General features: G+C 53.8%; 22 protein-coding genes. 13 read left to right on the top strand and 9 right to left on the bottom strand.

From position 1 onward, the window contains the following. Nucleotide 1 precedes the first annotated feature (1 nt). From lpxD to RAC60_RS03725, 11 genes are all read left to right on the top strand, one after another. Complete coding sequence (lpxD, locus tag RAC60_RS03775) at nucleotides 2–1027, top strand: UDP-3-O-(3-hydroxymyristoyl)glucosamine N-acyltransferase (RefSeq protein ID WP_033740314.1); 1026 nt, start codon at nucleotides 2–4, stop codon at nucleotides 1025–1027. Nucleotides 1028–1178: 151 nt separating this feature from the next. Then, nucleotides 1179–1634, top strand: a complete 456-nt coding sequence (gene fabZ, locus RAC60_RS03770; RefSeq protein WP_006117769.1) for a 3-hydroxyacyl-ACP dehydratase FabZ — start codon at nucleotides 1179–1181, stop codon at nucleotides 1632–1634. Between the two features lie 3 nt (nucleotides 1635–1637). Next, nucleotides 1638–2426 (top strand): acyl-ACP--UDP-N-acetylglucosamine O-acyltransferase, encoded by a 789-nt coding sequence (lpxA, locus tag RAC60_RS03765; protein WP_006117770.1) that lies wholly within the window; start codon nucleotides 1638–1640, stop codon nucleotides 2424–2426. A gap of 3 nt (nucleotides 2427–2429) precedes the next feature. Then, nucleotides 2430–3578: a lipid-A-disaccharide synthase gene (gene lpxB, locus RAC60_RS03760; RefSeq protein ID WP_054688129.1), complete on the top strand. Its 1149-nt coding sequence runs from the start codon at nucleotides 2430–2432 to the stop codon at nucleotides 3576–3578. Next, on the top strand, nucleotides 3571–4197 hold the full coding sequence (gene rnhB / locus RAC60_RS03755) for a ribonuclease HII (RefSeq protein WP_033740315.1): 627 nt from the start codon (nucleotides 3571–3573) through the stop codon (nucleotides 4195–4197). The genes lpxB and rnhB overlap by 8 nt, the downstream gene beginning before the upstream one ends. A gap of 28 nt (nucleotides 4198–4225) precedes the next feature. Continuing rightward, nucleotides 4226–7708, top strand: a complete 3483-nt coding sequence (gene dnaE, locus RAC60_RS03750; RefSeq protein ID WP_033740316.1) for a DNA polymerase III subunit alpha — start codon at nucleotides 4226–4228, stop codon at nucleotides 7706–7708. Between the two features lie 12 nt (nucleotides 7709–7720). Then, a complete protein-coding gene (gene accA, locus RAC60_RS03745; protein ID WP_033740317.1) occupies nucleotides 7721–8677 on the top strand; it encodes an acetyl-CoA carboxylase carboxyl transferase subunit alpha in 957 nt (318 codons plus the stop codon). Nucleotides 8678–8798: 121 nt separating this feature from the next. Beyond that, nucleotides 8799–10955 carry a lysine decarboxylase LdcC gene (locus tag RAC60_RS03740; RefSeq protein WP_058708986.1) on the top strand — a complete coding sequence of 719 codons (2157 nt, stop codon included), beginning with the start codon at nucleotides 8799–8801 and terminating at the stop codon, nucleotides 10953–10955. Nucleotides 10956–10975: 20 nt separating this feature from the next. Further along, nucleotides 10976–11365, top strand: coding sequence for a VOC family protein (locus RAC60_RS03735; protein WP_033740319.1), 390 nt, complete (start codon nucleotides 10976–10978; stop codon nucleotides 11363–11365). Between the two features lie 47 nt (nucleotides 11366–11412). Then, a complete protein-coding gene (tilS, locus tag RAC60_RS03730; protein ID WP_324029011.1) occupies nucleotides 11413–12720 on the top strand; it encodes a tRNA lysidine(34) synthetase TilS in 1308 nt (435 codons plus the stop codon). Then, nucleotides 12717–13025 carry a cytochrome c gene (locus tag RAC60_RS03725; protein WP_006117780.1) on the top strand — a complete coding sequence of 103 codons (309 nt, stop codon included), beginning with the start codon at nucleotides 12717–12719 and terminating at the stop codon, nucleotides 13023–13025. Before tilS ends, RAC60_RS03725 begins: the two co-directional genes overlap by 4 nt. Nucleotides 13026–13065: 40 nt before the next feature. Here the strand turns inward: RAC60_RS03725 and rof are convergent, their stop codons facing one another. Continuing rightward, the gene (rof, locus tag RAC60_RS03720) at nucleotides 13066–13326 is read right to left on the bottom strand and encodes a Rho-binding antiterminator (RefSeq protein WP_033740322.1); all 261 of its coding nucleotides are present in this window, start codon (nucleotides 13324–13326) and stop codon (nucleotides 13066–13068) included. After that, nucleotides 13313–13513: a YaeP family protein gene (locus tag RAC60_RS03715; protein WP_033740323.1), complete on the bottom strand. Its 201-nt coding sequence runs from the start codon at nucleotides 13511–13513 to the stop codon at nucleotides 13313–13315. Before RAC60_RS03715 ends, rof begins: the two co-directional genes overlap by 14 nt. 217 nt (nucleotides 13514–13730) lie before the next feature. Here RAC60_RS03715 and arfB point away from each other — a divergent pair, with 217 nt between their 5' ends. Further along, nucleotides 13731–14141: an alternative ribosome rescue aminoacyl-tRNA hydrolase ArfB gene (arfB, locus tag RAC60_RS03710; RefSeq protein ID WP_006117783.1), complete on the top strand. Its 411-nt coding sequence runs from the start codon at nucleotides 13731–13733 to the stop codon at nucleotides 14139–14141. 90 nt (nucleotides 14142–14231) lie between these two features. Here the strand turns inward: arfB and proS are convergent, their stop codons facing one another. The 6 genes from proS to metN all read right to left on the bottom strand — a co-directional run bounded on the left by proS (nucleotide 14232) and on the right by metN (nucleotide 19788). Then, nucleotides 14232–15950, bottom strand: a complete 1719-nt coding sequence (gene proS, locus RAC60_RS03705; RefSeq protein WP_033740325.1) for a proline--tRNA ligase — start codon at nucleotides 15948–15950, stop codon at nucleotides 14232–14234. An 89-nt stretch (nucleotides 15951–16039) separates the two neighbouring features. Then, nucleotides 16040–16744: a tRNA (N6-threonylcarbamoyladenosine(37)-N6)-methyltransferase TrmO gene (tsaA, locus tag RAC60_RS03700; RefSeq protein WP_033740326.1), complete on the bottom strand. Its 705-nt coding sequence runs from the start codon at nucleotides 16742–16744 to the stop codon at nucleotides 16040–16042. Beyond that, nucleotides 16741–17139 carry an Rcs stress response system protein RcsF gene (rcsF, locus tag RAC60_RS03695; RefSeq protein ID WP_375092696.1) on the bottom strand — a complete coding sequence of 133 codons (399 nt, stop codon included), beginning with the start codon at nucleotides 17137–17139 and terminating at the stop codon, nucleotides 16741–16743. Before rcsF ends, tsaA begins: the two co-directional genes overlap by 4 nt. A gap of 126 nt (nucleotides 17140–17265) precedes the next feature. Further along, nucleotides 17266–18081: a MetQ/NlpA family lipoprotein gene (locus RAC60_RS03690; RefSeq protein ID WP_033740328.1), complete on the bottom strand. Its 816-nt coding sequence runs from the start codon at nucleotides 18079–18081 to the stop codon at nucleotides 17266–17268. A gap of 29 nt (nucleotides 18082–18110) precedes the next feature. Next, nucleotides 18111–18764 (bottom strand): methionine ABC transporter permease MetI, encoded by a 654-nt coding sequence (locus RAC60_RS03685; RefSeq protein WP_006117788.1) that lies wholly within the window; start codon nucleotides 18762–18764, stop codon nucleotides 18111–18113. Beyond that, the gene (gene metN, locus RAC60_RS03680) at nucleotides 18757–19788 is read right to left on the bottom strand and encodes a methionine ABC transporter ATP-binding protein MetN (RefSeq protein ID WP_324029009.1); all 1032 of its coding nucleotides are present in this window, start codon (nucleotides 19786–19788) and stop codon (nucleotides 18757–18759) included. Before metN ends, RAC60_RS03685 begins: the two co-directional genes overlap by 8 nt. Nucleotides 19789–19976: 188 nt before the next feature. On the opposite strand from metN, the gene gmhB reads away from it, so the two are divergent. Further along, nucleotides 19977–20537, top strand: coding sequence for a D-glycero-beta-D-manno-heptose 1,7-bisphosphate 7-phosphatase (gene gmhB, locus RAC60_RS03675; RefSeq protein WP_164482980.1), 561 nt, complete (start codon nucleotides 19977–19979; stop codon nucleotides 20535–20537). On the opposite strand, the gene RAC60_RS03670 is transcribed toward gmhB, so the two are convergent. Next, on the bottom strand, nucleotides 20524–20714 hold a 191-nt coding region (locus RAC60_RS03670; protein ID WP_375092693.1), incomplete at its 5' end, for a hypothetical protein. The two genes, gmhB and RAC60_RS03670, sit on opposite strands and share 14 nt — an antisense overlap.

Genomic DNA, 20714 nt, shown 5'->3' with positions numbered 1-20714 from the left:
GATGTCATCAATTCGACTGGCTGATTTAGCCCAGCAGTTGGATGCAGAATTGCACGGAGATGGCGATATCGCCATCTCCGGCATTGCTTCTATGCAATCCGCCACAACTGGTCAAATCACATTTCTTGCCAACAGCCGCTACCGCGAGCAGCTCGCGCTGGTCCAGGCATCAGCCGTGGTGCTGACGGAAGCGGATCTGGAATGGTGTAAAACCGCCGCGCTGGTGGTGAAAAATCCTTATCTCACCTATGCGAGAATGGCGCAGCTGCTCGACACTACGCCACAGCCCGCGCAGGATATTGCGCCAAGTGCTGTGATTGATCCCAGCGCGAGACTCGGTGCCAATGTCTCTGTCGGGGCCAATGCGGTTATTGAATCTGACGTTGAGCTCGGTGATAACGTTGTCATTGGCGCAGGCTGTTTTGTGGGTAAAAAAACCCGTATCGGCAGCGGTACGCGTTTGTGGGCTAACGTCTCGGTTTACCATGAAGTAGTCATTGGTCAGCATTGCCTGATTCAGTCCGGCACCGTCATCGGTTCTGATGGCTTCGGCTACGCGAACGATCGGGGTAACTGGGTGAAAATACCGCAGTTGGGCTCGGTGATTATTGGCGATCGGGTAGAAATTGGTGCCTGTACGACCATTGATCGTGGTGCGCTGGATAACACTCTGATCGGCAATGGTGTTATCATAGATAACCAATGTCAGATTGCCCACAACGTAGTGATTGGCGACAATACTGCGGTTGCTGGCGGTGTGATCATGGCGGGTAGTTTAAAAATTGGTCGTTATTGTATGATTGGCGGTGCCAGCGTCATCAACGGCCATATGGAAATCTGTGACAAAGTAACCGTAACCGGTATGGGCATGGTTATGCGTCCGATAACAGAACCTGGTGTATACTCCTCAGGAATTCCATTACAGCCCAACAAAACCTGGCGCAAAACTGCAGCGTTGGTGATGAATATCGACGACATGAGCAAACGCTTAAAAGCAATCGAGCGCAAAGTCGGCAAAGACGACTAAACGCCATCCCATGACTGACCGGCTTTCATAATAACAGTGTAAGTAGGGAAGCCAGGCGCCACGGAAACTATTTGCGGCCTGCCAACGATCATGATGATCGGTGCAGGCCGTGTTATTGATGTCATCAGATTTTTAGGACAGGAAGAGTATTTTGACTACTGAAACTCATACTCTGCAAATTGAAGAGATTTTAGAGCTGCTGCCGCACCGTTATCCGTTTCTGCTGGTAGACCGCGTGCTGGATTTTGAAGAAAACAAATATCTGCGCGCGGTAAAGAACGTCTCCTTTAACGAACCGTTTTTCCAGGGGCATTTCCCTGGTAAACCGATTTTTCCCGGCGTTCTGATTCTGGAAGCGATGGCGCAGGCCACCGGTATTCTGGCATTCAAAAGCGTGGGTAAACTGGAGCCAGGCGAGCTCTATTATTTTGCAGGCATTGATAATGCCCGTTTCAAGCGTCCGGTCGTACCGGGCGATCAAATGATTATGGAAGTGACTTTCGAGAAAACCCGCCGTGGTCTGACGCGCTTTAACGGCGTAGCGACCGTGGACGGTAAAATCGTTTGTGAAGCGACCATGATGTGTGCCCGTAGCCGGGAGGCATAATTCGTGATTGATCCAACCGCCAACATCCATCCCAGTTCTGTCATTGAAGACGGGGCCATCATCGGCCCTGGCGTTCATATCGGCCCGTTCTGCTTTATCGGGGCGAATGTTGAAATTGGTGAAGGAACCGTACTCAAGTCACACGTTGTGGTGAATGGCCATACACGTATCGGTAAAGACAATCAGATCTATCAGTTCGCCTCCATTGGTGAAGTGAATCAGGATTTAAAATACGCGGGCGAACCTACCCGGGTTGAGATTGGCGATCGTAACCGAATCCGTGAAAGCGTCACCATTCATCGCGGCACGACGCAGGGCACGAATGTCACGGTTGTCGGCAGCGACAACCTGCTGATGGTTAACGTCCACATTGCCCATGACTGTGTGATCGGCAACCGCTGCATCATGGCCAACAACGCCACGCTGGGCGGCCATGTCACGGTGGATGATTTCGCCATCATTGGCGGCATGACCGCTGTGCACCAGTGGTGCACCATTGGCGCGCATGTGATGGTTGGCGGGTGTTCAGGCGTTGCTCAGGATGTGCCGCCCTATGTTATTGCACAGGGGAATCACGCGACGCCATTCGGAATCAATATTGAAGGCCTGAAGCGTCGCGGCTTCAGCAAAGAGTCACTGCATGCGATTCGTAATGCCTATAAGTTGCTTTACCGCAGCGGCAGAACGCTGGATGAGGTTAAGCCAGAAATCGAAGCGATTGCTCAGCAACACAGTGAAGTGCAGCCTTTCTATGACTTTTTTGCCCGTTCAACTCGTGGATTAATTCGCTAATTCATGTCAGCGCGTCCCCTTACGATAGCCGTCGTCGCCGGAGAAACCTCTGGCGACATCCTTGGTGCAGGCCTGATTCGTGCCTTAAAAGCGCGTCATCCTGATGCCCGGTTTGTTGGCGTCGCAGGCCCATTGATGCAGGCCGAAGGCTGTGAAGCCTGGTACGAAATGGAAGAACTGGCGGTGATGGGCATTGTGGAAGTGCTGGGACGATTGCGCCGCTTGCTGGCTATTCGTCGCGATCTGACACAGCGCTTTATCTCGCTGAAACCCGATGTGTTCGTCGGTATTGACGCACCGGATTTCAATATCACGCTGGAAGGTAATCTTAAGCGCGCAGGCATTCGCACGATTCATTACGTCAGTCCCTCTGTCTGGGCCTGGCGGCAAAAACGGGTGTTCAAAATCGGTCGCAACACCGATCTGGTGCTGGCATTTCTGCCGTTTGAAAAAGCCTTTTACGACCGTTTCGGTGTCCCGTGCCGTTTTATCGGCCACACCATGGCGGATGCTATGCCGCTACAGCCCGACAAAGCCGCCGCCCGTCGCCATCTGGGCATTGACGACAATGCCCAGTGTCTGGCGTTATTGCCCGGCAGTCGCGGTGCCGAAGTTGACATGCTGAGTGCTGACTTTCTTAAAACGGCGCAGATACTGCGTAAGCGCTATCCGGCGCTGGAAATTGTGGTACCGCTGGTTAACCCGAAGCGCCGCGAGCAGTTTGAGCAAATCAAAGCGCAGGTTGCGCCGGAGCTGCCCGTGCATCTGCTGGACGGGCAGGGCCGTGAAGCGATGGTGGCCAGTGATGCTGCGCTGCTGGCGTCCGGCACCGCGGCGCTTGAATGCATGCTGGCGAAATGCCCCATGGTCGTGGGCTACCGCATGAAGCCGTTTACCTTCTGGCTGGCAAAACGCCTGGTCAAAACCGACTACGTTTCGTTGCCAAACCTGCTGGCCGGGCGAGAGCTGGTCAAAGAACTGCTGCAGGATGAGTGCCAACCTGAAGCGCTGGCTGCGGCGCTGGATCCGCTGTTACATGCCAGTCATGAACGCGAAACGTTATTGCAGACCTTCCACGAACTGCACCAGCAGATTCGCTGGAATGCGGACGAACAAGCCGCAAATGCGGTACTGGAGCTCGCCAATGGCTGATTTTATCTATCCCAACGCCCGACTGATTGCCGGTGTGGATGAAGTGGGGCGCGGCCCGCTGGTTGGTGCGGTGGTGACTGCGGCGGTAATTCTCGATCCGGCGAAACCCATTCCGGGCCTGGCCGATTCGAAAAAGCTCTCAGAGAAACGTCGCCTGGCGCTGTTTGATCAGATTAAAGAGCATGCGCTGGCCTGGAGTCTGGGCCGTGCCGAACCGGAAGAGATCGACAGCCTGAATATTCTGCATGCCACGATGCTGGCGATGCAGCGCGCGGTGGCCGGCCTGGCGATCACGCCTGATTATGTGCTGATTGACGGCAATCGCTGTCCGGCCTTGCCTGTGCCATCACTGGCCGTAGTAAAAGGCGACAGCCTGGTTGCTGAAATCAGTGCGGCCTCGATCATCGCCAAAGTCACGCGCGATCGTGAAATGGCAGAGCTGGATTTGTTGTTTCCGCAGTATGGTTTTGCGCAACATAAAGGTTATCCTACGGCGTTACATATGGAAAAGTTAACGCAGTATGGCGCAACACCACATCACCGCCGCAGCTTTGCGCCGGTGCGTAATGCGCTCATCGATGCCGAAGTGCTGGCGAGCAGCGCCTCCACGCTGCGCTAATCCGCCCCTGTTTTAACCGGAAACTGATATGGCCGAACCCCGTTTTATACATCTGCATGTTCACAGCGACTATTCCATGATCGACGGCCTGGCGAAAACCGGCCCGCTGATTAAGAAAGCGGCTGCGTTAGGCATGCCAGCCATGGCGATTACCGACTTCACCAACCTGTGTGGTCTGGTGAAATTTTACGGTGGTGCGCATGGGGCGGGGATCAAACCGATTATCGGGGCGGATTTTAACGTTGCCAGTGAGCTGATGGGGGATGAACTGACCCAGATTACGGTGCTGGCGGCCAACAACACCGGCTATCAAAACCTCACGTTACTCATTTCCCGCGCGTATCAACGCGGTTACGGTGTGGCCGGTCCGATAATCGATCGTGACTGGCTGGCTGAATTACAGGAAGGCCTGATCCTGTTGTCAGGTGGCCGTCGTGGAGATGTGGGGCGCAGCCTGCTGCGCGGTAACAGCGCACTGGTTTCAGAGTGCCTGGCATTTTATCAGCAACATTTTGCCGATCGCTATTACCTGGAACTGGTACGTACCGGACGACCCGACGAAGAGACCTATCTGCACGCCGCCGTTGAGCTGGCGATTGCCGAAGGCATCCCGGTTGTGGCCACGAACGAGGTCTGCTTCCTGAATGAAGAGGACTTTGATGCGCATGAAATTCGCGTCGCCATTCATGATGGTTATACGCTGGACGATCCTAAACGGCCCCGTAATTACAGTCCTCAGCAATATATGCGCAGCGAAGACGAGATGTGCGAGTTGTTCGCAGACATCCCTGAAGCGCTCGAAAACAGCGTAGAGATTGCTAAGCGTTGTAACGTCACCGTCAGACTGGGTGAGTACTTTCTGCCGCAGTTCCCGACGGGCGACATGACCACCGAGGATTTCCTGGTAATGAAATCCCGTGAGGGGCTGGAAGAACGTCTGGCGATGCTGTTCCCGGATGAAGCCGTGCGGGCGGAAAAACGGCCGGAATACGATGAACGTCTGGACGTTGAACTGAACGTAATCAACCAGATGGGATTCCCCGGCTACTTCCTGATCGTAATGGAGTTTATACAGTGGTCGAAAGATAACGGCGTACCGGTAGGGCCGGGACGCGGTTCGGGGGCCGGTTCGCTGGTGGCCTATGCGCTCAAAATTACCGATCTCGATCCCCTTGAGTTCGACCTGCTGTTCGAACGTTTTCTTAACCCTGAACGCGTTTCCATGCCCGATTTCGACGTCGATTTCTGTATGGAAAAACGTGACCAGGTGATTGAACACGTGGCCGATATGTACGGCCGCGAAGCGGTATCCCAGATTATTACCTTCGGTACGATGGCGGCCAAGGCGGTCATTCGTGACGTGGGCCGCGTGCTGGGCCATCCCTATGGTTTTGTCGATCGTATTTCAAAACTGGTGCCGCCCGATCCGGGCATGACGCTGGACAAAGCCTTTGCCGCGGAACCGCAGCTGCCTGAAATTTATGAGGCGGATGAAGAGGTTAAAGCGCTTATCGATATGGCGCGGAAGCTGGAAGGGGTAACCCGAAACGCCGGTAAACATGCGGGTGGCGTGGTGATCGCGCCAACCAAGATCACCGATTTTGCACCGCTGTATTGTGATGAAAACGGTCAGTATCCGGTAACCCAGTTCGATAAAAATGATGTGGAATATGCGGGCCTGGTGAAGTTTGACTTCCTGGGGTTGCGAACGCTCACCATCATTGACTGGGCGCTGAAAATGATTAACCCGCGCCGCGAAAAGCAGGGCTTACCGCCGATCGATATCGCAACCATTCCGCTTGAAGACAAAAAGAGCTTCGACATGCTGCAGCGCGCGGAAACCACCGCGGTTTTCCAGCTTGAATCGCGCGGCATGAAAGATCTGATTAAGCGCCTGAAGCCTGACTGTTTTGAAGATATGATCGCGCTTGTGGCCCTGTTCCGTCCGGGGCCCTTACAGTCGGGCATGGTTGATAACTTCATTGACCGTAAGCACGGTCGGGAAGCCATCTCTTACCCGGATATTCAGTGGCAACACGAAAGCCTGAAGCCGGTACTGGAGCCGACCTACGGCATTATCCTCTACCAGGAACAGGTCATGCAGATTGCCCAGGTCCTGTCCGGCTATACGCTGGGCGGGGCGGACATGCTGCGTCGCGCCATGGGTAAGAAGAAGCCTGAAGAGATGGCCAAACAGCGCTCTGTTTTTAAAGAGGGCGCGGAAAAGATGGGCATCGATGGCGAACTGTCGATGAAAATCTTCGATCTGGTAGAGAAATTCGCGGGTTATGGCTTTAACAAGTCGCACTCCGCCGCTTACGCGCTGGTGTCTTATCAGACCTTATGGCTGAAAGCGCACTATCCAGCGGAATTCATGGCGGCTGTGATGACGGCGGATATGGACAACACAGAAAAAGTGGTGGGTCTGGTAGATGAATGCTGGCGCATGGGGCTGAAAGTCCTGCCGCCGGACATTAACTCGGGTCTGTATCAGTTCCACGTTAATGATGAGGGCGAGATCGTTTACGGTATCGGCGCCATCAAAGGTGTGGGTGAAGGGCCGATCGAGGCGATCATCGATGCGCGTAACGAAGGCGGTTACTTCCGCGAACTGTTCGATCTCTGCGCGCGAACGGATACCAAAAAGATCAATCGCCGCGTGATGGAAAAGTTGATCATGTCCGGTGCCTTTGATCGTCTGGGCCCACATCGTGCCGCCCTGATGAGCGCACTGAACGATGCGCTGAAAGCGGCAGATCAGCATGCTAAAGCGGAAGCGATCGGTCAGGCTGACATGTTTGGCGTGCTGGCCGATGAGCCTGAGCAGGTCGAACAGTCTTACGCCAGCGTCACGCCATGGCCGGAACAGGTGCAACTGGACGGTGAACGGGAAACCCTGGGTTTGTATCTGACCGGCCACCCGATTAACCAGTATCTGAAAGAAATTGAGCGTTACGTGGGTGGGATGCGTTTGAAAGATATGCATCCGACCGATCGTGGTAAGATTACCGTCGCGGCAGGCCTGGTGATTGCTGCGCGTGTAATGGTGACCAAACGCGGCAACCGAATTGGTATTTGTACACTGGACGACCGCTCTGGCCGTCTTGAAGTCATGTTATTTACCGATGCGTTAGATAAATACCAGCAACTGCTGGAGAAAGACCGTATCCTGATCGTCAGCGGACAGGTCAGCTTTGATGACTTTAGTGGTGGCCTTAAAATGACCGCCCGTGAAGTCATGGACATAGATGAAGCGCGTGAAAAATACGCGCGCGGACTTGCTATCTCGCTGACAGACAGGCAAATTGATGACCAGCTATTAAACCGACTCCGTCAGTCCCTTGAGCCTCATCGTTCAGGGACAATTCCGGTGCATCTCTACTATCAGAGAGCCGACGCGCGAGCGAAGCTACGCTTTGGTGCAGCGTGGCGAATATCGCCCAGCGATCGTTTACTCAACGATTTGCGGTCGTTAATTGGATCGGAGCAGGTAGAACTGGAGTTTGACTAAAACAGGAACATTATGAGTCTTAATTACCTGGATTTTGAACAGCCAATCGCAGAACTGGAAGCAAAAATTGATTCGCTTACCTCGATTGGTCGTCAGGACGATAAACACGTCAATCTCGACGAAGAAGTTAAGCGTCTGCGCGAGAAAAGCGTTGAGCTGACACGTAAAATCTTCGCCGATTTGGGCGCATGGCAAATCGCCCAACTGGCGCGACATCCATTACGTCCTTATACCTTTGATTATGTGCGCAATGCGTTTGACGATTTCGATGAGCTTGCGGGTGACCGCGCTTATGCGGATGACAAAGCGATTGTCGGCGGGATTGCCCGCCTCGACGGCCGTCCTGTGATGATCATCGGTCACCAGAAAGGGCGCGAAACTAAAGAGAAGATTCGCCGTAATTTTGGTATGCCGGCACCGGAAGGCTATCGCAAAGCGTTGCGCCTGATGGAAATGGCCGAACGCTTTAAAATGCCTATCATCACCTTTATCGACACGCCGGGTGCGTATCCGGGCGTGGGCGCGGAAGAGCGCGGTCAGTCTGAAGCTATCGCACGCAACCTGCGCGAAATGTCAGGCCTGAAAGTACCGGTTATCTGTACCGTTATCGGTGAGGGCGGTTCGGGTGGCGCACTGGCTATCGGCGTGGGCGACAAAGTGAACATGCTGCAGTACAGCACCTATTCGGTCATTTCACCAGAAGGCTGTGCCTCTATTCTGTGGAAAAGCGCCGATAAAGCGCCGCTGGCCGCAGAAGCGATGGGCATTACCGCGCCGCGTCTGAAAGAGCTTAAGCTGATTGATTCGGTCATCCCTGAGCCACTGGGCGGCGCGCATCGCCATCCGGTAGAAATGGCGCAGACGCTAAAACAGCAATTGCTGGCCGATCTGGCTGACCTGGAAGGGTTAAGCACCGAAGAATTATTAGATCGCCGTTATCAGCGTCTGATGAGTTATGGCTACGCCTGATTCAGTGCTGTGACGTAAAAGCGGACTCCGGTCCGCTTTTTTTATGCCACGAATCTGACTGCGGTTTCGTGGCGTAATTCGCTATGCTTACTTAATGCCTCAACAATCAGGGAGATGTGCATTGAATATTCTGGCGATCATGGGCGCGCATGGCGTGTTTTACAAAGATGAACCGTTACGCGAGTTGGATGTAGCACTGAGTCAGCAAGGTTTTCAGCTCATACGGCCTAAAAACACAGATGATCTTCTCAAACTGATTGAACACAATCCCCGTATCAGCGGTGTGATTTTTGACTGGGATGAGCACAACAGCCCTGAGCTGTGCGGTGAAATTAATCAGCTCAATGAATACCTGCCCCTGTATGCCTTTATTAATACCCACTCGCAAATGGATATCAGCATCAATGAGATGCGGCTACCGCTGCATTTTTTTGAGTACGCGCTGAATGCGGCCGACGATATCGCCTTACATATCCGCCAGTACACGGATGATTACCTCGACCACATTACACCACCGTTAACCAAAGCATTGTTCACCTATGTGAAAGAGGGAAAGTACACGTTCTGCACTCCGGGCCATATGGCCGGGACGGCCTTCCAGAAAAGTCCGGTGGGCTGTTTGTTCTATGACTTCTTTGGCGCGAATACGCTTAAGTCGGATATTTCGATTTCGGTGACTGAGCTGGGCTCGCTGCTGGATCATACCGGACCACATCTTGAGGCCGAAGAGTACATCGCCCGCACGTTCGGTGCGGAACAGAGCTATATGGTGACTAACGGCACCTCGACTTCGAACAAGATCGTGGGCATGTATGCCGCGCCGGCAGGCAGCACGATTCTGGTTGACCGCAACTGCCACAAGTCGCTTACCCACTTGCTGATGATGAGCGATCTGATTCCTGTCTGGCTAAAACCCACACGCAATGCCTTAGGCATTCTGGGCGGCATTCCGCAAAAAGAATTTACCCGTGCCAGCATTGAACAGAAAGTGGCTGCCACGCCGCGCGCCAGCTGGCCCGTTCATGCAGTAATTACTAACTCGACCTACGACGGTTTGCTTTATAACACGCAGTACATCAAGCAAACGCTCGACGTCCCTTCGATTCACTTTGATTCGGCCTGGGTGCCTTACACCAATTTTCACCCTATCTATGAGGGGAAAAGCGGCATGAGCGGTGAGCGGATACCAGGCAAGGTGATTTATGAAACCCAGTCCACGCATAAACTGCTGGCTGCCTTTTCGCAGGCCTCATTAATTCACATCAAAGGCGAGTACGACGAACAAACCTTTAATGAAGCCTACATGATGCACACCACCACATCGCCCAATTACGCGATTGTTTCCTCTATTGAAACAGCCGCCGCCATGCTGCGGGGGAATCCGGGGAAAAGGCTCATCAATCGGTCAGTCGAGCGCGCGTTACATTTTCGTCGTGAAATACAGCGGTTGCGCGAAGAGTCGGACAGCTGGTTCTTTGATATCTGGCAACCAGAGCATGTGGATGAAGCGCAGTGCTGGCCGATCCAGCCGGGAGACGAAGCGTGGCATGGTTTCACCCAGGCCGATCGCGATCATATGTATCTCGATCCGATCAAAGTCACCATTCTTACACCGGGCATGAGCGAGTTAGGTGAAATGGCCGAAGAGGGGATCCCCGCTGCGCTGGTGGCGAAATTCCTTGATGAGCGTGGGATTGTGGTGGAAAAGACCGGTCCGTATAACCTGTTGTTCCTGTTCAGTATTGGCATCGACAAGACCAAGGCGATGAGCGTGCTGCGTGGATTAACCGAATTTAAGCGCGCCTACGACCTGAATCTGCGCGTAAAAAACATGCTGCCGGATCTGTATGCGGAAGATCCCGACTTTTACCGCACGATGCGCATCCAGACGCTGGCGCAGGGGATTCATCGCCTGATTCAGCAACATGACCTGCCGCGTCTGATGCTGAAAGCCTTTGATGTCTTACCTGAGATGAAAATGACGCCGCATCAGGCGTTTCAGCAGCAGGTGAAAGGCAATATTGAGACCGTAAACATGAATGAGCTGGTGGGGCGTATCTCTGCCAACATGATATTGCCTTATCCTCCCGGTGTACCGCTGGTGATGCCTGGCGAAATGATCACAGAACAAAGCCGCGCCGTGCTCGACTTCCTGCTCATGCTGTGTAGCATTGGGCGCCACTATCCTGGCTTTGAGACAGATATTCACGGCGCGACGCTAACCGATGAAGGTGAATATCGGGTACGTGTACTGAAACAGAGCGGGGAACAGGAATGAAGGACCAACAGGGAGCAAACATGCTACAGCTAACGCACATTCACCATATCGCCATCATTGCGTCAGATTATCATCGCAGTAAAGCCTTTTACTGCGACATACTGGGATTTGAACTGCAAAGTGAGCACTACCGCGAAGCGCGCGATTCGTGGAAAGGCGATCTGGCGTTAAACGGTCAGTACACCATTGAGCTGTTTTCCTTTCCACACCCGCCCGCCCGGGTCAGTCAGCCGGAAGCCTGTGGCCTTCGCCATCTGGCTTTCAGCGTGCCGGACGTGGAAGCCGCGGTGCGCTATCTGGACACGCAGGGCGTGACATGTGAACCCATTCGCATTGACGCGCTTACCGGGAAACCCTGTACCTTTTTTGCTGACCCGGATGGTTTGCCGCTTGAGTTGTATCAGGCGTAAACTGGCGGCTTTATGGCTCGTCCCACAGCCTGAGTTATGGAATTATCATGTCTGATTTTGACGCACTGCTGAATGAAAACGACGCGCTGGTAGTGGCGTTTAGCGGTGGCCTGGATTCTACCGTCCTGCTGCATAAGCTGAGGGACTGGCAACAGCACCATCCGGCCTCGCGGTTGCGTGCGCTGCATGTCCATCATGGCCTCAGTGCTAATGCCGACCACTGGGCGGTGCACTGCCAGACCCTGTGCGCAACATGGCAGATCCCCTGCGAGATCCTGCGCGTGCAGGTTACCGATCAGGGCGACGGCATTGAAGCGGCGGCGCGGCAGGCGCGTTATCGGGCATTGCACCAGGCGCTCCATGCGGATGAGAAACTCCTTACCGCACAGCACCTGGACGATCAGTGTGAAACCGTCCTGCTGGCCCTGAAACGCGGCAGTGGCCCGGCCGGTCTGGCGGCCATGCCGGTGACGGGCTCTCTGGGTAAAAACCCTCTGCTTCGCCCGCTGTTAAGCTGTTCCCGGCAGTCATTAGAGCTGTATGCCCAAACGCATCAGTTGCAATGGGTTGAAGATGAGAGCAATCAGGATGTGCGTTACGACCGCAATTTTCTTCGTCAGCAACTCTTACCGGCCGTCGTGGCACGCTGGCCTCATTTCGCCAGTGCGACGGCGCGCAGTGCGGCACTCTGTGCTGAGCAGGAGCAACTGCTGGATGAGTTGCTGGCGGAACAACTCGCTGCGCTCATTCAGCCGGACGGTAGCCTGTGTTTCTCCGCGTTACTGACGATGAGTGAAGTGCGCAGCAATGCTTTGCTGCGTCGCTGGCTGGCCGGACAGGGCGCGCAAATGCCCTCGCGCGATGCGTTGCGCCGCATTCGTCAGGAAGTGATGCTGAGTCGTGAAGATGCCCAGCCACGGCTACGGTTAGGCCACAGCGAAATTCGCCGTTATCGCCAGCGGCTTTATATTTTGCCGATCAGAGAATCGTTACGCGACTGCGAAATCGTCTGGAAGAATCTCAACCAGACATTGCCCCTTCCGCAGCATATCGGCACGCTGCAGCCCGATTATACAATGCCTTCACTACGACGACCGACGCCGGAGGAACAGGTATTTGTGCGTTTTCACGCGACAGGGTACGTGCATATTGTGGATCGCGCGGGCGGGCGCGAGATGAAGAAAATCTGGCAGGGGTTGAATATCCCGTCATGGCAGCGGGAACGTATTCCGCTCATTTATTACAATCAAACGCTTATTTGCGCGCCCGGCCTGTTCGTGACCCGTGAAGGCGCAGCAGGGGAGGCACAGGGCTGGCAGATTCACTGGCACAAACCTACAGGAGTATCGTTGTGAAACAATGGATAGTGGCATTAACGTTTTTTACGTTGTTTCCGGCCTGTGCCGCAGGCGATATTCACGCGGGCGAACAGCGTTCGGCGGCCTGTACGGCGTGCCATGGTCCGAAAGGCATTGCGACGGTTCCCCTTTATCCCAGCCTGGCGGGCCAAAACGCCGCTTATCTCGCGCACGCGCTACAGGCCTATAAGAAGGGAGAGCGCAACGGTGGTCAGGCAGAGGTGATGAAAGCGTTTGTTGCGGGGCTCAGCGATGAGGAGATAACAGATTTAGCGGCGTACTACAGTTCGTTAAAGCCCTGATGAGATGGGCGGGAATGCATCCCGCCCGACGGGAAGTGAATTACTCTTCGCTGACCACGACGGTGCCGAGTTCAGGATGGCTAAAACTGGCAATATGATCGAGACGTAACTCGCGTGTTTCACCGGACAGTTCAATGGCCAGATACTCCACGTTTTTACGTGAAAGGATGTCCCTGGCCTTTGCCTTTAGCTGCTCGCCATCTTTTAACGCCAGCGACAGCATCCAGTTTTTTTGGCAGGCGAGTTCCAGATTATCGTAGTCATCGCAATTGATGGGTTTATAAGCTTCATTCATCAACATAGTCGCTCACCAATAAGTTTGCGGCGGCATAAGCCGCCTGTTCCCTGAGAGAAGAGTTTAGCGCAGCATTCGCGGCAATAGCATCAAGCGCGTTAAGCGCGCAGCCGATGGCATCGGGAATATAGCCCAGATCTCCGCTGCCAATTTCGGCATATTTTTGGCGAACTAACTCACAATATTTTTGCACGGGCACCTCCTCAGCAGAGCATAAATACTCTGGTTGATTTGCGACTATATCACAGGCATTTCAAGAAAATCAGCCAGGCGAAAGCAGGAACAGCGAGCAAATCACTGCTAAAGTAGCGGACTACGCCGTATCAGACGTTTCAGGATAAAGCACGAAAGGTTAAGTTGATGAACAGATCAGAGCGAAAAAACGGGAACCGGACAAAGGCGGGTGGACGATGATTGCGCTGTCACGGAATGTCGAGCTGCCAGACAATGAAATTGAACTGACGGCCATTCGGGCGCAGGGGGCAGGGGGCCAGCACGTCAACAAAACCAGCACCGCTATTCATCTGCGTTTTGATATCGCCGCGTCTTCCCTGCCGCCATTTTATAAAGAGCGGTTGCTCAGTGCCAGCCATCATTTAATTACGGGCGACGGGACGATTATCATCAAGGCGCAGGAATACCGCAGCCAGGAGATGAACCGCGAAGCGGCGCTGCAACGGCTGGTGAATTTGATTCAGGAGCTCACGAAGGTAGAGAAAGTACGGCGCTCAACACGACCGACACGCGCGTCGAAAGCGCGCAGGCTGGAAGGGAAATCACGGCGCAGCCAGACCAAAGCATTGCGCGGTAAAGTGCTGTAAGACGTGGCCAGAGAATTACCTGTGGTCGTCAGGAGAACGGAGTCGACCATGCGTAAAAAAAACGCCCCATGAAGGGGCGTTATGGCAGGCTTACTTGTTCAGTGCCTTGAGCAGGAAATCGACAATCTCATCCTGCTTAATCATCTGCTTTTCACCGGCACGACGGGCTTTGTATTCGATCTCCTGGTTATCAAGATTGCGATCGCCAATCACGATGGTATGCGGGACGCCAATCAGTTCCATATCGGCGAACATAACGCCTGGACGTTCTTTACGGTCATCCAGAATCACCTCGACGCCTTTCGCGCGCAGCGTGTTATACAGTTCTTCCGCTAACTCTTTTACGCGGAATGATTTCTGCATGTTCATTGGCAGAATCGCTACATCGAACGGGGCAAGTGCCGCAGGCCAGATGATACCGCGATCGTCATGGTTCTGCTCGATCGCCGCCGCCACTACACGGGTAATACCGATGCCGTAGCACCCCATCGTCATGACCTGATTACGACCATCTTCACCCTGAACGGCCGCTTTCATCGCTTCGGAGTATTTGGTGCCCAACTGGAAAATATGGCCTACTTCGATACCACGTTTGATCTGCAATGTGCCTTTGCCGTCCGGGCTCAGATCGCCTTCTACCACATTACGGATATCAGCAACCTCGGCCATGGGCAGATCGCGTTCCCAGTTAATGCCAACGTAGTGTTTACCGTCCACATTTGCACCGGCGCAGAAATCACTCATCTTCGCCACGGTACGGTCTGCGATAATCGGCATCGTCAACCCGACCGGCCCCAGCGAACCAAAGCCAGCACCCACCACGGCACGAATCTCTTCTTCGGTCGCGAAAACCAGCGGTGACGCAACCAGCGGCGATTTTTCAGCCTTAATTTCGTTCAGTTCGTGATCGCCGCGGACCAGGAAGGCAACCAGAGCATGACCGCTTCCCTCTGCACCCTTGACCATCAGCGTCTTCACGGTTTTCTCAATTGGCATCTGGAACTGATTCACCAGATCGGCGATGGTTTTGGCATTCGGTGTATCGATCTGACGCATCGTTTCCTGAGGCGCAGGGCGTTCGCCCGCCGGTGCCACGGCTTCGGCCAGTTCAATGTTCGCCGCATAGTCAGAGTCGGTTGAGAAGATCACATCATCTTCGCCGCTCTGTGCCAGCACCTGGAACTCATGTGAGGCACTGCCACCAATCGAGCCGGTGTCCGCCTGCACGGCACGGAAATCCAGACCCATACGGCTGAAGATCTGACTATAAGCGCGGTACATCGCGTCATAGGTTTCCTGCAGTGATTCCTGCGTGGTATGGAAGGAGTAGGCGTCTTTCATGATGAACTCGCGCGAACGCATCACGCCAAAACGTGGGCGCACTTCATCACGGAATTTGGTCTGAATTTGATACAGATTCAGCGGCAGCTGTTTATAAGAGCTCAGCTCATTACGAATCAGATCGGTAATCACTTCTTCATGCGTTGGGCCGAGCACAAACGGACGTTCATGACGATCGGCAACACGCAGTAATTCTGGACCGTACTGCTCCCAGCGGCCGCTCTCCTGCCACAGGTCTGCGGGTTGGACCACAGGCATTGAAATCTCAATGGCACCGGCGTTGTTCATTTCTTCGCGAACGATGTTTTCGACTTTTTTTAATACGCGCAGTCCGGTTGGCAGCCAGGTATATAACCCTGAGGCCAGTTTACGGATCATGCCAGCACGCAGCATCAGCTGGTGGCTGATCACTTCCGCGTCAGACGGTGTCTCTTTCTGAGTAGAGAGCAGATATTGAGTAGTACGCATTGATTACAATTCCAGTTGATTGGAAATTCACGGACAAAAATAGGCTGGCGGCTAGTGTACCAGTGAGATCACCGGCTAAAAAGCGGGTTTTAACGCGGATCGATGGCCACGACTTCCGTGCCTGCGTGATCAACGCGCCAGCGCACAGTAAACTCAAGCAGCGAGGCGGCATAAATGCGATCCTTTTCCTCACCTTTACGGTAAGCGGGGCGCGGATCCTGCGCAAGAACCTCACGGATAAAGCGGGCAAGATAGGGATAGCGCGCATACTGCTGCAACTGCTGCCCGGCCAGCGGCGAAAACCGCACAGGCATGCTGCTTTCCGGCGCGGACTGCGCAAAACCCGCTCTCGCCTCAGGCAGGGCTTCGGCGAAAGGCAGATAGGGCTTGATATCGACCACCGGCGTGCCGTCCACCAGATCCAGACTGCCCAGCTCCAGAATCACCTGTTGCTTCGCGCAGCGGATGCCTTTGAGCTCAATCAGCGACATCCCAATCGGATTAGGGCGAAAGGTTGATCGCGTAGCAAAAACGCCCATGCGCGCGTTACCGCCCAGGCGGGGTGGGCGAACGGTCGGACGCCAGCCGCCTTCCAGGGTCTGATGAAAAACAAACAGCACCCAGAGATGGCTGAAGTCTTCCAGGCCGCGCACGGCCTCTGCCTGATTATAAGGCGGCAAAAGATGCAGTTCGCCACCGCCGTCCTGAACCAGACCAGGCTGACGCGGGACAGCGAACTTCTCTTTCCACGGCGAACGGATTACGCCGATCTGCGCAAAGGCAAAATCACTCATTGACTGGTGACTTTCAGCGCCGAACCCTGGCAGACAGCCTGACGGTAGCAGCCCGGGGTGCTGCTCACGATTTCACATTTGTGAAGCAGTACCGCATTAGCTTTCATCTGCGCGGCTTTAATCTGCATACGTTTACGCGCGGTAGCGATGTTGGGCGGTGAACTCTGATTGCTCATCTGGCAATCCTCTGCGGAGACTTCACCCAGATCGCGGAAGGGCTTGCTCACCAGATCGGCAGCATCGGTGTACACCTTAACGGGGGCGGAACGATACGTTGGCTTACGTGTCGGTTCGCTGGATTGCTGCGGATGAGAAGGTGCGCTGCTTATTGGGTGATACTCCCGAACACACCCTGTCAGCATCAATGCTAACAAGCAGAGCGGTAAAAAACGCATAGCAACATCCTCAAGTGTCAAAAAGTGGCGTTATTGAAACAAGGACACGGATAAATAACAAGTCAGCAAATGGCAATAACAGAAAGGGCGGCTAAAAGCCGCCCTGAGGGAAGAGATCAGACGACCTTACCAGCCTTTAACGGCACCACCGTTAAACACTTTATTGGCCGCGTCAGCCACTTCGTCAGACTGATAAGCCTGCACGAATTTCTTCACATTTTCCGCGTCTTTGTTGTCTTCACGCGCCACAATCAGGTTCACGTAAGGGGAGTCTTTATCTTCCACAAAGATGCCATCTTTCGCCGGCGTCAGGCCAATCTGGCTGGCGTAAGTGGTGTTGATCACGGCCAGGGCGATTTGCTGATCGTCCAGTGAACGTGGCAGCTGTGGCGCCTCCAGCTCAACAATCTTCAGGTGTTTTGGATTCTCAACGATATCCAGCGAGGTTGGCAGCAGGCCCACACCGTCTTTCAGCTTGATCAGGCCCACTTTCTGCAGCAGCAGCAGCGAACGGCCCAGGTTGGTTGGGTCGTTAGGAATGGCAACCTGTGCGCCATCCTGCAGTTGATCCAGCGATTTGATTTTTTTCGAATAGCCCGCAATCGGATAAACAAAAGAGTTACCTACAGAAACCAGCTTGTAACCGCGATCTTTGATCTGTTGATCCAGATACGGTTTGTGCTGGAACGCATTCACATCGATATCGCCTTTGCTCAGTGCTTCGTTCGGCAGCACATAGTCATTAAAGGTCACCAGCTCAACATCCAGACCGTACTTATCTTTCGCCACTTTGGCCGCCGCTTCGGCAACCTGCTGTTCAGCGCCGACGATCACGCCCACTTTGATATGGTTGGGATCTTTGGCTTTTTGATCGCATCCTGCCAGCGCAATCGCGCCAATTAATGCACCCACAGCGGCAATGTTTTTAAATTTGAAAGACATATCCTTTCCTTAATAGTGATATTGCTTGCTTATTTATGGGACACAGCACGCACGATGCGGTCGCCACAGAATTGTATGAGATACACCAAAACGACTAATAACACTAATACCGTATTCATCACCGTCGCGTTATATCCGATATAACCATACTGGTAGCCAATTTGTCCGAGGCCGCCCGCGCCGACTGCGCCGCCCATCGCCGAGTAACCTACCAGGGTAATCAACGTAATGGTGGCCGCGTTAACAAGACCGGGCAGGGCTTCAGGCAGCAGGACTTTGCGTACGATTTGCATCGGCGTGGCACCCATCGCGCGTGATGCTTCAATTAACCCGGTCGGGAGTTCCAGCAGGGCATTTTCAACCATGCGGGCAATAAACGGTGCCGCACCGACAGTCAGGGGCACGATGGCCGCCTGTAAGCCAATAGAGGTTCCAACGATGACGCGGGTAAACGGAATCATCCACACAAGGAGGATAATGAAAGGGATCGAGCGGAAAATGTTAACCAGGGCGGACAGCACACGGTACAGCCCTTTGTTTTCAAGAATCTGTCCCGGACGGGTGACATACAGCAGTACGCCGACCGGTAAACCCAGAACGAAGCCGAAAAAGCCAGAGACAAAGGTCATCATCAACGTTTCCCAGACGCCGCGCCCCAGCAGCGCAATCATCGCTTCAGACATAACCTAATACCTCGACTTTGACATGATGTTCCTGCAGCCACTGAATGGCGGCTTGTGTATCGCTTTCGCTACCGTGAATTTCCGCCAGCATGATGCCAAACTTCACACCGCCGGCGTAATCCATCTGCGCACTGATAATGTTGTTATTGATAGTGAAACGCCGCGCTGCTTCAGACAGCAATGGAGCATCGACGGACTGGCCGGTAAATTCCATACGCAGTAATGGCATGCTGTCAGGGCCCGCTTCGGGCGACAGGCGCTGCTGGTAGTCGTCTGGAATATCCAGATGCAGGGTTGACTGGATGAACTGTTGCGCCAGCGGGGTTTTGGGGTGCGAGAAGACTTCACTTACGCTGTCTTTCTCGATCAGCTCACCCTGGCTGATGACCGCAACCTGATCGCAGATGCGTTTCACCACATCCATCTCATGGGTAATTAACAGAATAGTCAGGCCCAGACGGCGGTTAATATCTTTCAGTAATTCCAGAATTGAGCGCGTGGTCGCTGGATCTAAAGCGCTGGTGGCTTCATCACACAGCAGAACTTTCGGGTTACTGGCCAGAGCGCGGGCAATGGCAACACGCTGTTTTTGCCCGCCGGAGAGATTGGCAGGCCAGGCATCGTGCTTATCCGCCAGGCCGACCAGCTCCAGGAGCTCAGAGACGCGCTTTTTAATTTCATCACGAGAAAGGCTACCCAACTCTAATGGCAGCGCAACATTGCCGGCGACGGTGCGGGAGTTCATCAGGTTGAAGTGCTGAAAAATCATACCAATCTGACGGCGGGCCTGCGTCAGCTGTCGTTCGCTCAGCGCCGTTAAATCCGCGCCATCAACCAACACGCGGCCTGAAGAAGGGCGTTCGAGCAGATTCACGCAACGAATCAGCGTACTTTTTCCGGCACCGGATGCGCCGATGACGCCATAGATCTGTCCGGCCGGGACATGCAGGCTGACGTTAGATAACGCCTTTATCGTTCGCGAACCTTGCTGGAACACTTTGGTTATATTTTCTAATTTAATCATTACGTTATTTATTGCCGTCTTGCATTATCCGTGGTCTGGTGTGCTGCCATAAAGGACAGCATGCATAAGCTGGATGGATGTTAAGGCATCCAGACGTCTAAATCAATCGAAGTCATGTAAACGGGCATTCTCCCTTTTATGACAATCGTGCGATACTGAGCGGCAATTTTTATAGCAGGAGTTTCTACGTGGCGAATAAAGTCCCGGCCATTTTTCTCGATCGCGATGGCACCCTCAATGTTGATCACGGCTATGTCCACGAAATCGATCATTTCCAGTTTATCGATGGTGTAATTGAAGCGTTGCAGCAACTCAAAAAGATGGGCTTTGCGCTGGTTATCGTGACAAACCAGTCTGGCATCGCACGTGGCATGTTTAGTGAAGATCAGTTTATGCAGCTTACCGAGTGGATGGACTGGTCGCTGGCCGATCGCGATGTCGACCTTGATGGGATCTATTTCTGTCCACATCACCCGGATGCAACGGTAGAAGCGTATCGCCAGCAGTGCGACTGCCGTAAACCGCAACCCGGCATGCTGCTGGCGGCGCAAGAAGAGCTGCATATCGATATGGCTGCGTCTTATATGGTAGGGGATAAGCTGGAAGATATGCAGGCCGCCCAGGCCGCCGGTGTCGGTAAGAAAGTGTTAGTGCGCAGTGGTAAGCCGGTTACGCCGGAAGGCGAGGCATTGGCTGACTGGGTAATAGAGAGTCTTGCGGCGCTCCCTTCCCGTATTAAAAAGGGTTAAAACAGCGCTTTTGTGCAAATTTCAGACGAACAGCAAAAAAGTTTAAATTTGCACTTGCGCTCTGCGAAAGCTTCCCTATAATGCGCCTCCACTGACACGGTACAACGGCGTACGTAACGCGGTGTTCAGCAGAGAGCTCCCCGGAGTTTTCGCCGGAGAAAAACTTCTGAAAAAGAA

Origin of the sequence: Pantoea sp. BR_17, from assembly GCF_041955125.1 — a bacterium.
Lineage (GTDB): Bacteria > Pseudomonadota > Gammaproteobacteria > Enterobacterales > Enterobacteriaceae > Pantoea > Pantoea stewartii.
This window is presented reverse-complemented; position numbering and strand designations above follow the sequence as displayed.